The sequence below is a fragment of the Gordonia sp. SGD-V-85 genome (genome assembly GCF_001456905.1).
GTDB lineage: Bacteria > Actinomycetota > Actinomycetes > Mycobacteriales > Mycobacteriaceae > Gordonia > Gordonia hongkongensis.
This window is the reverse complement of the sequence record NZ_LNQO01000013.1, coordinates 132,815-146,468: the sequence shown is the minus strand read 5'-3', so window position 1 is coordinate 146,468 and position 13,654 is coordinate 132,815. Positions and strand designations below refer to the sequence as shown.

Annotated in this window: 12 protein-coding genes; 5 read left to right on the top strand and 7 right to left on the bottom strand. The window is 66.0% G+C overall.

The genetic code is table 11. The features are described from left to right. A partial coding sequence (gene ctaD, locus AS181_RS16110; protein WP_058252576.1) for an aa3-type cytochrome oxidase subunit I occupies window positions 1–1,484 on the bottom strand: 1,484 nt, incomplete at its 3' end. Window positions 1,485–1,775: 291 nt separating this feature from the next. On the opposite strand from ctaD, the gene AS181_RS16105 reads away from it, so the two are divergent. Then, window positions 1,776–2,825 (top strand): ABC transporter substrate-binding protein, encoded by a 1,050-nt coding sequence (locus AS181_RS16105; RefSeq protein WP_058252551.1) that lies wholly within the window; start codon window positions 1,776–1,778, stop codon window positions 2,823–2,825. A gap of 154 nt (window positions 2,826–2,979) precedes the next feature. After that, complete coding sequence (locus AS181_RS16100; RefSeq protein WP_058252575.1) at window positions 2,980–3,468, top strand: beta-class carbonic anhydrase; 489 nt, start codon at window positions 2,980–2,982, stop codon at window positions 3,466–3,468. 19 nt (window positions 3,469–3,487) lie between these two features. On the opposite strand, the gene AS181_RS25180 is transcribed toward AS181_RS16100, so the two are convergent. After that, a complete protein-coding gene (locus tag AS181_RS25180; protein WP_091344398.1) occupies window positions 3,488–3,661 on the bottom strand; it encodes a hypothetical protein in 174 nt (57 codons plus the stop codon). A gap of 155 nt (window positions 3,662–3,816) precedes the next feature. Here AS181_RS25180 and AS181_RS16095 point away from each other — a divergent pair, with 155 nt between their 5' ends. Both AS181_RS16095 and AS181_RS16090 read left to right on the top strand, forming a co-directional pair. Continuing rightward, window positions 3,817–6,819 (top strand): DEAD/DEAH box helicase, encoded by a 3,003-nt coding sequence (locus tag AS181_RS16095; protein WP_058252550.1) that lies wholly within the window; start codon window positions 3,817–3,819, stop codon window positions 6,817–6,819. Further along, on the top strand, window positions 6,816–7,625 hold the full coding sequence (locus AS181_RS16090) for an SWIM zinc finger family protein (RefSeq protein ID WP_058252549.1): 810 nt from the start codon (window positions 6,816–6,818) through the stop codon (window positions 7,623–7,625). Before AS181_RS16095 ends, AS181_RS16090 begins: the two co-directional genes overlap by 4 nt. A 49-nt stretch (window positions 7,626–7,674) precedes the next feature. Here the strand turns inward: AS181_RS16090 and nrdF are convergent, their stop codons facing one another. From nrdF to AS181_RS16065, 5 genes are all read right to left on the bottom strand, one after another. Further along, on the bottom strand, window positions 7,675–8,679 hold the full coding sequence (gene nrdF / locus AS181_RS16085) for a class 1b ribonucleoside-diphosphate reductase subunit beta (RefSeq protein ID WP_058252548.1): 1,005 nt from the start codon (window positions 8,677–8,679) through the stop codon (window positions 7,675–7,677). Between the two features lie 66 nt (window positions 8,680–8,745). Beyond that, complete coding sequence (nrdE, locus tag AS181_RS16080) at window positions 8,746–10,938, bottom strand: class 1b ribonucleoside-diphosphate reductase subunit alpha (RefSeq protein WP_058252547.1); 2,193 nt, start codon at window positions 10,936–10,938, stop codon at window positions 8,746–8,748. A gap of 100 nt (window positions 10,939–11,038) precedes the next feature. Beyond that, window positions 11,039–11,503 carry a class Ib ribonucleoside-diphosphate reductase assembly flavoprotein NrdI gene (gene nrdI / locus AS181_RS16075; protein WP_055475910.1) on the bottom strand — a complete coding sequence of 155 codons (465 nt, stop codon included), beginning with the start codon at window positions 11,501–11,503 and terminating at the stop codon, window positions 11,039–11,041. Between the two features lie 188 nt (window positions 11,504–11,691). Next, window positions 11,692–11,925, bottom strand: coding sequence for a redoxin NrdH (locus tag AS181_RS16070; RefSeq protein ID WP_004019249.1), 234 nt, complete (start codon window positions 11,923–11,925; stop codon window positions 11,692–11,694). Window positions 11,926–12,345: 420 nt separating this feature from the next. Then, window positions 12,346–12,903 (bottom strand): NAD(P)H-dependent oxidoreductase, encoded by a 558-nt coding sequence (locus AS181_RS16065; protein ID WP_055475908.1) that lies wholly within the window; start codon window positions 12,901–12,903, stop codon window positions 12,346–12,348. A gap of 118 nt (window positions 12,904–13,021) precedes the next feature. Between AS181_RS16065 and AS181_RS16060 the strand changes: the two genes are divergently transcribed. Beyond that, window positions 13,022–13,648: a TetR/AcrR family transcriptional regulator gene (locus tag AS181_RS16060; protein ID WP_058252546.1), complete on the top strand. Its 627-nt coding sequence runs from the start codon at window positions 13,022–13,024 to the stop codon at window positions 13,646–13,648. The last annotated feature ends 6 nt before the right edge of the window (window positions 13,649–13,654 follow it).

Genomic DNA, 13,654 nt, shown 5'->3' with positions numbered 1-13,654 from the left:
ACGTTCCACAGGAACGGCAGTGTCGAGACGCCGAGGACGAACGCGCCGGCGGTGGAGATGATGTTGAGCGTGGTGAAGCCGTCTGAGGGCAGGTAGTCGGCGTATCGGCGGGGCATGCCTTCGGCTCCGAGCCAGTGCTGCACCAAGAAGGTGAGGTGAAAGCCAATGAACGTCAGCCAGAAATGGATTTTGCCCAAGCGTTCGTCGAGCAGTCGTCCGGTCATCTTCGGGAACCAGAAGTAGATGCCGGCGTAGGTGGCGAACACGATCGTGCCGAACAGCACGTAGTGGAAGTGGGCGACCACGAAGTAGCTGTCGGAGAGTTGGAAGTCGATCGGCGGGCTGGCCAGGAGCACACCGGTGAGTCCGCCGAACAGGAAGGTGACCATGAAGCCGACCGAGAACAGCATCGGGGTTTCAAAGGTCATGTGGCCCCGCCACATTGTGCCGATCCAGTTGAAGAACTTCACGCCCGTGGGTACCGCGATCAGGAAGGTCATGAAGGAGAAGAACGGCAACAGCACGGCGCCAGTGACGTACATGTGGTGTGCCCACACCGCGACCGACAGGGCGGCGATGGCGAGGGTGGCGTAGACCAGTCCTGAGTACCCGAACAACGGTTTACGGCTGAAGACCGGGAAGATTTCGGAGACGATGCCGAAGAACGGCAGCGCGATGATGTACACCTCGGGGTGACCGAAGAACCAGAACATGTGCTGCCAGAGAATGGCGCCGCCGTTGGCCGGATCGAACAGATGCGCGCCGAACTGGCGGTCGACTTCGGCGCCGAGTAATGCCGCGGTGAGCAGCGGGAACACCAGCAAGATCAGCACACTGGTGACCAGGATGTTCCACGTGAAGATCGGCATACGGAACATCGTCATTCCCGGTGCGCGCAGACAGATGACCGTGGTGACCATGTTGACCGCGCCCAGGATGGTGCCCAGACCAGACACGGTCAGTCCGAGGAACCACATGTCGGAGCCGACGCCGGGTGAGTGGATGGCGTCGCTGAGCGGGGTGTAGGCGGTCCAGCCGAAGTCCGCGGCGCCACCTGGGGTGATGAAGCCGGCAATCGCGATGGTCGAACCGAAGACGAACAGCCAGAAACCCAGTGCGTTGAGCCGCGGGAAGGCGACGTCGGGAGCGCCGATCTGCAGGGGCAGTACGAAGTTGGCGAAGCCGATCACGATGGGGGTGGCATACATCAGCAGCATGATCGTGCCGTGCATGGTGAACAGCTGGTTGTACTGCTCGGTCGAGAGGAATTGCATGCCCGGCGTCGTGAGTTCTCCGCGCATCAGCAGCGCCATCAGTCCGCCGATGAGGAAGAACCCGAAGCACGCGACGATGTACATCATGCCGATCAACTTGTGATCGGTCGTCGTCAGCAGCTTGTAGATGAACGAACCCTTGGGCTGATAGCGCTCCGGGAACGGACGCACTGGAGCCACTTGCGTGGTGGGTTGGTCTACCGCGGTCACAGATCCTCCTCTTGCCCGAACCCGACGCCGAACCCCTTCGGCCGTCGGTCGGCACATGAACAAACCGAGCGCTGGTTACTGATCCTAAACCCTCACCGGTGCCCGGGCCGAGCGGGTCCTACGATCTGTCGTATTCGATGTCGGAGCCACCGGATCGGCAGTGCTCATCGGCGGTTTCTTCGACGACGCGCCAGGCTCTCGGAACACCCCTCGGATCGCCGGCGTCCGGCGCCCGGGAGTGCGCATCCGAGCCTACGCCGGGTGCCACGGGGCCGGTGCTAGGTTGGGCGGGTGCAACGGAGGGTCACGGTCGCGAACGAGGCCGCCAGAAGTGTCGAGGCAGCCACCGGCGAGACCCGGCGCTCACTCGTCCGACGCATTGGCCTGGCGACCACGATCGGGTTGACCGTGGTCGCGCTGGCCTCCTGTTCGGGCGAGGAACCGCTGACGACTCCGGACGGCTCCCCCATCTCCACCGTGACGACACGGGTGGCGGAGGTGAACATCGTCTCGGCCGACCGTGATTACGCGAAGACCTGCCTCGCACCCACCGCGCCGGATCCGGGCGAGGCCGACGTCGAACGCATCGTCGTGACCGACCCCGCTGTTCTCGACGCGCTGTGCGCCCTCGGGCTCGGCCCCGAGGTCGTCGCGGTCGCCGCCGAGCCCGGGTCCGTGCCCGAGTATCTCGGTCCCCAACTGACCTCCGTCCCGGCCATCGGACCGAACCCCGACGCCGGGGCGGTCGCCGACGCCGATGCCGGACTGGTCCTCACCACCGCCGACACCGCGGACTCCGCCCGCGCGTTCCCCGGTGTCCGCACCGTCACCATCCCGGCCGACGGCACCTGGCAAGAGCAGTTCCAGGCCGTCGCCGACGCCGTGAACCGCAGCGGGTCGGGTCGGACGCGTCTCGCCGAGTACACGACCGAGGCCACCAAGACCGGCCGGCGGATGGACGCCTCGCACACCCAGGTGTCGCTGGTGCGCTTCGGCGACGACTCCGAGACCATCGCCGGTATGAACACCTTCGCCGGTCAGGTGCTCGGGGACATCGGCGTCCAGCGGCCCGGCCCGCAGCGCGTGCCCGACTCCTTCGCCCTCACCGACGACGACCTCCGCGACGCCGACGCCGACCTCATCTATGTGAGCTTCGAGGGCGAGGAAGGCCTCGCCCACGGGGAAGAGGTCCTACTCAGCGACGAATGGCTCAGCCTCGGCGCACCCGTGTGGAAACGTGTGCTCGCCGTCGACGACGACGTCTGGTACGAGTCCTCGGGACTCGCCGCCGCCTGGCTGGTCCTCAACGACGTCAAGGGATCACTCGACGGCAACTCCTGACGGTCTCCGATCGGCAGGTGTCGCCGTGCAGATGTCGCATTTCGTGGCGCTCTGCGCAACGACGCACTACATCTGCGGGGTGCCGTTTCGGCCACTTCCGATCACCCACGTCCAAACCCTCGCCGGGGCGACGTCGACACATCAGGATCGGCGCATGAGTGTCACCGACGAATATCTCGCGAACAACGCCGAATACGCCAAGACCTTCACCGGGCCGTTGCCCCTGCCGCCGGCCAAGCACGTCGCGGTGGTGGCCTGTATGGACGCCCGCCTCGACGTCTACCGCATCCTCGGATTGAACGAGGGCGAGGCCCACGTGATCCGCAACGCCGGCGGGGTGGTGACCGACGACGAGATCCGCTCCCTGGCCATCAGTCAGCGACTGCTCGGCACCACCGAGATCATCCTCATCCACCACACCGACTGCGGCATACTGACGTTCACCGACGACGACTTCAAGCGCCAGATCCAGGACGAGATCGGGCAGAAGCCCGCGTGGTCGGCGGAGGCGTTCGCCGATCTCGACGAGGACGTCCGCCAATCGATCACCCGGATCCAGAACAGCCCGTTCGTCACCAAGACCACGTCGTTGCGCGGGTTCGTCTTCGACGTCGCGACCGGACTCCTGCGCGAGGTGTCCTGACCCGGGTTACCCGACCCTCCTACGAGTCGCCGCCCTCGGAGCGCTGGACCGCTTCGGGGGCGTTCTCGCGGGTGGCCATCCCGCCCTCGCGTCCATGGTCCTGCGGGCCGGGCGGATCCTTCTCGACTTCGGTGTCCGGACCCTTGCCGGTATCCCTGTCCCCCGAAGTCGCGGAGCTCTCGGACTGTCCCATCGGTACCTCCTACGATCGTTCCGGCCGGTCTGCCGGGCGACGATCGTCGATACCCGGCTCCCCGAACGGGCAAACCACTGTCGGGTGGTCTCGCGCACCGTCCGCCGTCGACGACTGGTGTCGTAGCCCGTCGCTAAACTGGCCGACGATACTCCATGCCACATGATGCGCCGTCCAGCGGGCAGCCTGCCACCCACTCTGCCCCGAAGCCCAGCCCCGCCGAGCCCCTGCACGCCCTGTGGCGACCGGGCGTCGGCCTGGCGGTGTGGGTCGACGGGGACCCGTCCGATCTCGCCGCGCCCCTTCGCGACCTACTCGACGGCCGTCGCTTCCGCAGCGAGATCCCCGTCGTCGACGCCGATGGCCAACGACGTTTCGTCCGCGCCGCGACGTTGGGCATGACGTCGGCGATCACGCTTCTCGACGCGTCGCGATCCATCGCGGTGACCGGCGATGTCCGCTGGTATCGATATCTCCTCGACGGTGTGCGGGCCTTCGTGCGGTCGGGCACCGTGGCGCCGTCGGTCCAGCAGGTGGCCGGCGAGTGGATGGTGCGCTGGGTCGTCGTCGCGACGCCGACGTGGCGCAGCTGGCATGCCGTCGTCGTGGGAAGCGCGCCGGATGCGCTGCTGCACAACGGGTCCGCACCCGCCCTGGACGACTTCCTCGCCGAACTCGTCGACCACGAATGCCGTTCTGCCATCGCTCGTTCCGCCGTCCGCCTCGGTGAACCATGGCCCGCGTCTCCCATCGTGCGGGCACTGCTCCCCGACGCCGATCCCCGCCCGCCCAGCTCCCCCGAACGCCTCGCAGCCGCCGCGGGTGGCTGGTCGCGGTGGAACGCCGGCACTCCGCGCGACGATCGTTCGCTCATCTTCCGGCTGCACGAACCCGAGTACGACGACCTCGCCGACACTCCGTGGGCCGACGCATGGGACGACGACACCGCCGACCCGCCGAGCCGCTCCGAGGTGGCCGAGACCTCGCGGTGGCGACTTCAGGTCTGTCGTCGGAGCATCGATGGACAAGTCGAACCCGTCGCACCGCACCGCCTCGACGCCCACGAACTCGACGAACTGACGACCGAATTGGCCACGGCAGTCCGTGAATTCCCCGAACTGGGCCGCGCCGACCCCGATCGGGGCTCCCTCGACTTCCTGCTGCCGACCGCGATCGCGGAGGAACTCTTCGCCACGGGCGCGGCGGCGCTCGGGGCCGTCGGCATACCGGTTCTGTTGCCGCGGACGATCGCCGAGGTCCGTCCGAGCCTGACGCTGCGCGCGCTCGCCCCGCCCGGCGGCGGGGCACCGGCAGCCATGGTCGGCCTGCGGGAGATCCGGGAATTCGAGTGGCGTCTCGCCCTCGGCGACACACCCGACGCGATCACGCTCACCGATGCCAACCTCGACGAATTGTCCGGCCAGAAGGGCGATCTCGTCCGCGTGCGCGGGGTGTGGATGCGCGCCGAGGGCGCCGCGCTGACCCGGGCAGCCACGTTCGTCGCCACCCAGCGCGCGCTGGCCGCGGCCGAACCGCCGAGCGACTTCGGCGAGCTGTTCAACCTCGTCACCGGCGAGTCGGACCGTCTACCCGTACCGGTGTCACGGGTCGAAGGCCTCTCCTGGCTCGACGACGTCGCCGACACCGGCGTCCTTCGTCCCGAATCCGTCGCGCCACCGACGGGGTTGACCGCCACCCTGCGTCCCTACCAGCAGCGCGGCCTGGACTGGCTCGCCCATCTGGCGACTCTCGGTGTGGGCGGCGTGCTGGCCGACGACATGGGCCTGGGCAAGACCCTGCAGGTCATCGCTCTGGAATGCCACGAACGCAGCGGTCCGTCCGCGTCGCCTGCCGATGATCGTCGGAAGCCGACGCTCGTCGTCTGCCCGATGTCTCTGGTGGGCAACTGGGCGCGGGAGTTCGCCCGGTTCGCGCCCGCGCTCCGTGTGGCGATCCACCACGGGCCGTCCCGCGAGTCCGGGGCGGCGTTCGCTGGCATCCGCGAGTCCGTCGACATCGTGGTCACCACCTTCGCGATCGCGGCGCGCGACCACGAGTTGCTGTCCTCACGACCCTGGCATCGGATCGTGGTCGACGAGGCCCAGCACCTCAAGAACGTGAACACCATTGCGGCCAAGGCGGTTCGGACGGTCCCCGCCGACCACCGACTCGCCCTCACCGGCACCCCGGTCGAGAACCGCCTGGAGGATCTCCGCGCCGTCATCGACCTGGTCAACCCCGGCCTGCTCGGGTCCGCGTCGGTGTTCCGCGCACGCTACGCCGAACCGATCGAACGGGATCGTGACCCGGCCGCCCTCCGACGGTTGTCGGCGATCACCCGGCCGTTCATCCTGCGCCGCGAGAAGACCGATCCGGCGATCGCCGCCGACCTCCCGGAGAAGGCGGACTTCGCCGTCCGGGCCAACCTCACCGTCGAGCAGGCGGCGCTGTACCGCGCGGTGATCGACGAACTGATGGCGGCACTGCGCGACAAGCAGCAGCGCACACTACGACGCCGCAACGTGCTGGCCGCACTGACCCGCCTCAAGCAGGTGTGCAATCACCCCGCGCATTATCTCGCCGATGGCACCGACCTCGTCCGCGACGGCGAACACCGCTCCGGCAAGGTCGAATTGCTGGCCGACATCGTCTCCACCGTCGCCGAGGAGGGCGACCGCGCATTGGTCTTCACCCAGTTCGCCGCCTTCGGTGACATGCTGTCGTCGTGGTTGTCCGCGGAGTTCGGCAGTGAGATCCCGCTTCTGCACGGCGGTCTGGGCCGCACCGAGCGCGACCGCCTCGTCGCCGATTTCCAGTCCGACGACGGGCCGCCGGTCCTGCTGGCGACGCTGAAGGCCGGCGGCACCGGGCTCAACCTGACCGCGGCCAACAACGTCATCCATGTCGATCGGTGGTGGAACCCGGCTGTCGAGGACCAGGCGACCGACCGCGCCTACCGGATCGGCCAGGACCAGAAGGTGTCGGTGCATCGGTTCGTCTGTGTCGGCACCATCGAGGAGCGCATCGACGACATGATCGCCAAGAAACGTGAGCTGTCCCGGCTGACGGTCGAGGCCGGCGAGAACTGGGTGTCCGACCTCGCCGACGACGAGCTCTTCGAACTCTTCCGGCTGCGCGACGAGGCGGTCAGCGAATGACGGTGCGCAAGAAGGGCACGCAACGACGCGGTGAGCGTGGCACGATCGCGGTCCGCGGCTATGGCCTCACCTCGTGGTCACGCGCCTTCGTCGATGTCGTCGAGGGCCGCGGCGCCGACGGCGAATCGGTCGCCGACAGCCGTCGTATCACCAAGGCGCGCAGGTATTTCCGCGATCGGCATCTGCGCGGCCTGCGGATCGACGCCGGCCGGGTGACCGCCTCGGTGGAGGGCACCCAGCTCGAGCCGTTCGACGTCATCCTGACCACCCGCACCGTCGACACACCGACACTTGCGAACCTTCTCCGCGAGCGCAACGCTGTCGATGAACTCATGCTGCTCACCCGCGGCGAACAGCCGCCGGCGCTGGGTGAGCTGCTGGTGCCCACGGAATCCGCCGACGTCGAGACCGACTGCACGTGCCCCGACGAGGCGCCGCGGTGCATCCATGCTCTCGTCACCTGCTACGAGGTGGCCGCCGAGATCGACCGCACCCCGTTGACCCTGCTGACCGTGATGGGCACCGACCTGCGAGCACTGCTGGCCGAGGTCGATTCTCGCCCACCGGTATCACGGACCGCGGACGACGCCCAGTCCGCGGAGTCGTTGCAAGTCGACGACTACTACGGCACCGCCTCGACGTTGCCTCCGCTGCCGTCGCCGTCGCGGATGAACCCGCTGACCGCGCTCGACGGCGGCGAACTACGGGCGGCGTTGCGCGCCACCGGCGTCGCGCCCGCCGACATCGCCGAGGCGATCGACGAGCTCGGCGACCTCTACGACCGTCTCACCGCCGGCGATTCGTAGCGCCAATGCGCATATAGCACGCATTGACGCTACGAAATCCTCGGTGGGTCTAGAAGTCCCAGTCCTCGTCCTCGGTGTTGACGGCCTTGCCGATGACGTAGGAACTGCCCGACCCGGAGAAGAAGTCGTGGTTCTCGTCGGCGTTGGGCGACAGCGCCGACAGGATCGCCGGGTTCACGTCGGTCTCGTCGCGCGGGAACATCGCCTCGTAGCCCAGGTTCATCAGGGCCTTGTTCGCGTTGTAGCGCAGGAACTTCTTGACGTCCTCGCTGAGCCCGACCTCGTCGTAGAGCGCCTCGGTGTAGTCACTCTCGTTGTCGTACAGCTCGAACAGCAACTCGAAGGTGTAGTCCTTGAGCTCCTGACGACGCTCCGGGGTCTCGACCTCGAGTCCACGCTGATACTTGTAGCCGATGTAGTACCCGTGCACCGCTTCGTCGCGGATGATCAGGCGGATCAGGTCGGCGGTGTTGGTGAGCTTCGCGCGGCTGGACCAGTACATCGGCAGGTAGAAGCCGGAGTAGAACAGGAACGACTCGAGCAGCGTCGAGGCGACCTTGCGCTTCAGCGGGTCGTCGCCACGGTAGTAATCCATGACGATCTGCGCCTTGCGCTGCAGCTGCTCGTTCTCCTCCGACCAGCGGAACGCCTCATCGATCTCCTTGGTGGAGCACAGAGTGGAGAAGATCGAGCTGTAGCTCTTGGCGTGCACCGACTCCATGAAGGCGATGTTGGTGAGCACCGCCTCCTCGTGCGGAGTGGTGGCGTCCGGGATCAGCGACACCGCGCCGACCGTGCCCTGGATGGTGTCGAGCAGGGTGAGACCGGTGAACACCCGCATGGTGAGCTGCTTCTCGTATTCGGTGAGCGTGCCCCACGACGGGATGTCGTTGGACACCGGCACCTTTTCGGGTAACCAGAAGTTGCCGGTGAGGCGATCCCACACCTCGGCGTCTTTCTCGTCGGGTACGCGGTTCCAGTTGATCGCCGAGACCCGGCTGACCAGCTTGATGGGCGCTCCGTCGGCGGGGCTGTGGCTTTGGGTGGAGGTCATGACTTTTCCTCGTCTAACTGGTCAATTGGAGTCTGGAAGTCCTGAAAGATGTTGCCTCGCAGCAGATCACAACATGCAGCTGACGCAACCCTCCACCTCGGTCCCCTCGAGCGCGATCTGGCGCAGGCGGATGTAGTAGAGCGTCTTGATGCCCTTGCGCCATGCGTAGATCTGCGCCTTGTTGACGTCGCGGGTGGTGGCGGTGTCCTTGAAGAAGAGAGTCAGGCTGAGGCCCTGATCGACGTGCTGCGTGGCCGCGGCGTAGGTGTCGATGATCTTCTCGTACCCGATCTCGTACGCGTCCTGGTAGTACTCCAGGTTGTCGTTCGTCATGTACGGCGCCGGGTAGTAGACGCGGCCGATCTTGCCTTCCTTGCGGATCTCGATCTTGGCGGCGACCGGGTGGATCGAACTGGTCGAGTGGTTGATGTAGCTGATCGAACCGGTCGGCGGGACGGCCTGCAGGTTCTGGTTGTAGATGCCGTCACGCTGGACGGCGGCCTTCAGCTCGCGCCAGTCGTCCTGGGTCGGAATGGCGATCCCGGCCTGCCCGAACAGGTCTCGCACCTTCTGGGTCGCCGGCTCCCACACCTTCTCGGTGTACTTGTCGAAGAACTCACCGCTCGCGTACTTCGACTTCTCGAAGCCGGTGAACGCCCGGCCGCGCTCGGCGGCGATCCGGTTCGACGCGCGCAGCGCGTGATAGAGCACCGTGTAGAAGTAGATGTTCGTGAAGTCGATGCCTTCTTCGCTGCCGTAGAAGACCCGCTCACGCGCCAGGTATCCGTGCAGGTTCATCTGCCCCAGGCCGATGGCGTGGGACTGATTGTTGCCGTGCTCGATCGAGGGCACCGACGTGATCGTGGTCTGGTCGCTCACCGCGGTGAGGCCACGGATCGCGGTCTCGATGGTCTGGCCGATGTCGGGCGAATCCATCGTCTTGGCAATGTTCAGCGAACCCAGGTTGCACGAGATGTCCTTGCCCACTTCGGCATAGGACAGGTCGTCGTTGAAGGTCGACGGCGTCGACACCTGCAGGATCTCCGAGCACAGATTGGAGTGCGTGATCTTGCCGTCGATCGGGTTGGCCCGGTTCACCGTGTCCTCGAACATGATGTACGGGTATCCCGACTCGAACTGCAGCTCGGCGAGGGTCTGGAAGAACTCGCGCGCCTTGATCTTGGTCTTGCGGATGCGACGGTCCTCGACCATCTCGTGGTACTTGTCCGTCACGTTGACGTCGGCGAACGGTACGCCGTAGACACGTTCGACGTCGTACGGACTGAACAGGTACATGTCGTCGTTGGCCTTGGCCAGCTCGAACGTGATGTCCGGGATGACCACACCAAGCGACAGGGTCTTGATACGGATCTTCTCGTCCGCGTTCTCGCGCTTGGTGTCGAGGAAGCGATAGATGTCGGGGTGGTGTGCGTGCAGGTACACCGCGCCCGCGCCCTGCCGGGCACCGAGCTGGTTGGCGTAGGAGAAGGAGTCCTCCAGCAGCTTCATGATCGGGATGACACCCGAACTCTGGTTCTCGATCTTCTTGATCGGCGCACCGTGCTCACGGATGTTGCTGAGCAGCAAGGCAACTCCGCCGCCGCGCTTGGAGAGCTGCAAGGCCGAGTTGATCGACCGGCCGATCGACTCCATGTTGTCCTCGATACGCAGCAGGAAGCACGAGACGGGTTCGCCGCGCTGCTTCTTGCCGGAGTTGAGGAAGGTCGGCGTCGCCGGCTGGAACCGGCCGTCGATGATCTCGTCGGTGAGGTTGCGCGCGAGGGCCGTGTCGCCGTCGGCCAGGGTCAGCGCCACCATGCACACGCGATCCTCGAAACGCTCCAGGTACCGCTTGCCGTCGAACGTCTTGAGCGTGTAGCTCGTGTAGTACTTGAACGCCCCGAGGAAGGTCGGGAAACGGAACTTCTTGCTGTAGGCGTGCCCGAAGAGGCTCTTGACGAACTCGCGGTCGTACTTCGCAAGGACCTCGGGCTCGTAGTAGTTCTCCTCGACGAGGTAGTCGAGCTTCTCGTCGAGATCGTGGAAGAAGACCGTGTTCTGGTTGACGTGCTGCAGGAAGTACTGGTTCGCGGCTTCGCGATCCTTGTCGAACTGGATCTTGCCCTCGGCGTCGTACAGGTTGAGCATCGCATTGAGGGCGTGGTAGTCGAGCTCGCCCGGGTCGTGTCCCGAGGGCCCGGGGTGCACACCCGACTTGCTGGCTGAAGTGGTGTCCGAGACGGCGGCGGTGGGCGACACGACAGATGACTCCTGCGGGTAGTGGTGGCTGTTACCGAGGGCCGGTGCGGCCAGAGTATGGGAGGGGTACGACAAAGCCTGATCGAGCGGAATCCGCAGGTCAGGCGGGCGAGGCGCTGAGCGACACGCTCGCCGCGAACGCCGGACTCTGGGCGAATTCGGCGAGTCCCGCGCGGACGCGGTCGACATCGTCGGAGGTGCCCATCAATTCGAACCGGTAGAGGTAGGGGACGTGGCACTTCCGTGCGATGACATCGCCGGCGTAACAGAACTCCTCGCCGAAGTTCGTGTTACCCGCCGCGATCACCCCCCTGATCGATGACCGATTGTGTTCGTCGTTGAGGAAGCGGATGACCTGCTTGGGAACGTAGCCGCCGGGTTGCCCCGTCGCCTTGCCCCCGCCGTAGGTCGGGCAGACCAGGACATACGGCTCGTCGACACGGAAAACACCGGTCCGATCGAGGACCGGGATGCGCACGGCGCGCATGTCCAGTTTCTCGACGAACCGGTGGGTGTTCTCCGAGACGGAGGAGAAATACACGATCAACGGCGATTCTGCCGCCATGTCTCCTCCAGCCGGTAGTTCTCGTGATCTCGCCGGCCGTGTCCGGCCCGGCACTGTCGGTGTCAACGCCGTGAGCGGCGTGACCATTTCCTCGATGACCTCGCGATGCGATGTGATCCGGCTTCCCCGTCGGATCGCCTCTGCACCGCCGGTCGGGCGGGCGATGTCACCGTGATGGTGACGGCAGATCAGGCAGCGGCGGTGGCGAGTGCCTTGATGCGGTCGGGACGGAAGCCCGACCAGTGCGCGTCACCGGCAACCACGACGGGTGCCTGCAGGTAGCCGAGCGCCATCACGTAGTCACGCGCCTCGGCATCTTCGCTGATGTCGACGATCTCATAGGACAGACCCTGCTTGTCGAGGGCCTTGTAGGTGGCATTGCACTGGACGCAGGCCGGCTTCGTGTAGACGGTGATAGACATTCGGAGGTACTCCTCGGGTCGTAGGAATCGCCAGTGACGTGCGGTTTCCCAGCGTGAAGATGGTGACCTGGATCACCATCGTGGTGGCTTTCTCCGAGGAGTCGAACTGCTTCTCGTCGTCTGCCTGACTGGTAGCTCAAACACTACACCTAGTGGCTGACATTTCTGGTCACCACAATTGCTTGTGAATAACATTGATGGAAGACATGCAGGTCGGAGCGGTGCACGATCACAAATCCCCCGCGTGTCCTCCGCGTGTCCGGCGTGTCGTTCACAGGCTGTCCCGAGGCGGTCCACAACATGTCCACCGACCATCCACATCCGCCCCCGGTCGCACTCGCGGCCCGACGCCGGCACCCCCGGACACGACGACGCCGCGCCGGGCAAGGGCCGGGCGCGGCGTCGGGACGTTGGTGCGGGTCAGGCGCTGACAGCGACCTCGTCGACGAGCCGGGTGACGGACGCGACGACCTTCTCGACGACCTCCGGAGAATCCAGGCCGGCCTCGGGCAGTGCCGCGAGCTGCAGACCGAGGTCGGCTTCCGCGATCGCGCGACCGCCGGCGATGCCGACCGACTTACGGGTGTCCTCACGGGTCCACGCGCCGCCGTACTGGCCGAGGGCCGCGCTCAGCACCGCGACGGGCTTGCCCGTGAGCGCGCCGGTGCCGTAGGGCCGCGACAACCAGTCGATGGCGTTCTTGAGTGCGGCGGGGATGGTGCCGTTGTACTCGGGGGTCGCGATCAGCACGCCGTCGGCGGCGCCGACGATCTGGCGCAGGTTCGCCACGGCTGGGTCGAGCTGCTCCTCGATGTCGATGTCCTCGCTGTAGAACGGCAGCGAGCCGAGATTGTCGACGACCGTGATGGAGACTCCCGACGGCGCATTGTCCGCGGCCAGGTGGGCGAGCTGGCGGTTGACCGAGGCCGTACGCAGGCTTCCGACCAGCGCGACCAGTTCGACGACTCGTTCCGACATGTGATTCCTCTCGATGGCACAGGAGTCCGTGGAAGTCCACGCGACCTTGTCTACGACATGCTCTAACCGGACCAGGGTCCGATTCATTCCGCATCTGGTCAAGAGTTACGCTCATCACGTGCCAAACGGGCCCGAACACTCCCCACTCCACATCTCGCTCAATTCTTCGGGGACCGAACGTGCCGACGCCGCACGTAACCGGCGTCTGCTGCTGGCTGCCGCCAAGAACCTCATCGATCACCACGGTGCGGCCGCGGTGACGATGGAGGCGGTTGCCCGCGAAGCGGGTGTGGGCAAGGGCACAGTGTTCCGTCGCTTCGGCAGCCGGACCGGGCTCATGCTCGCTCTCCTCGACCACAGCGAGTCCGAGATCCAGCAGGCGTATCTGTCCGGTCCGGAGCCGCTGGGTCCCGGCGCTCCCCCGCTCGACCGACTCCTCGCCTACGGTCGCGCTCGCCTCAAGCTCACCGCCGACCACCTCGACATCCTGCTGGAGGCCGGCGCCGGCGCCGAGGACTTCATGAGTCACCCGGTGGCCCGAACGTCCACCCAGCATGTGCAGATCCTGTTGCGCCAGTTGGGTTTCGACGGCGCGCTGGATTTCCTGGCCCTCACTGTCCAGGCGCCGCTCTCGGCGAGTTCGGTCCGCTACCTGTTGGTGGACGTCGGGCTCGACCTCGAGACGATCACCCATCAGTGGCAGGACATGGTCACCGCGCTCGTCACCGGACACGACCGGTCCTGACCCGTC

What these genes read in the sequence shown, in the direction of transcription:
- AS181_RS16100 (WP_058252575.1), top strand. Translation starts at nt 2,980, where the DNA reads ATGAGTGTCACCGACGAATATCTCGCGAACAACGCCGAATACGCCAAG.
- AS181_RS25180 (WP_091344398.1), bottom strand. Translation starts at nt 3,661, where the DNA reads ATGGGACAGTCCGAGAGCTCCGCGACTTCGGGGGACAGGGATACCGGC.
- AS181_RS16095 (WP_058252550.1), top strand. Translation starts at nt 3,817, where the DNA reads ATGCCACATGATGCGCCGTCCAGCGGGCAGCCTGCCACCCACTCTGCC.
- AS181_RS16090 (WP_058252549.1), top strand. Translation starts at nt 6,816, where the DNA reads ATGACGGTGCGCAAGAAGGGCACGCAACGACGCGGTGAGCGTGGCACG.
- nrdF (WP_058252548.1), bottom strand. Translation starts at nt 8,679, where the DNA reads ATGACCTCCACCCAAAGCCACAGCCCCGCCGACGGAGCGCCCATCAAG.
- nrdI (WP_055475910.1), bottom strand. Translation starts at nt 11,503, where the DNA reads ATGGCGGCAGAATCGCCGTTGATCGTGTATTTCTCCTCCGTCTCGGAG.
- AS181_RS16070 (WP_004019249.1), bottom strand. Translation starts at nt 11,925, where the DNA reads ATGTCTATCACCGTCTACACGAAGCCGGCCTGCGTCCAGTGCAATGCC.
- AS181_RS16065 (WP_055475908.1), bottom strand. Translation starts at nt 12,903, where the DNA reads ATGTCGGAACGAGTCGTCGAACTGGTCGCGCTGGTCGGAAGCCTGCGT.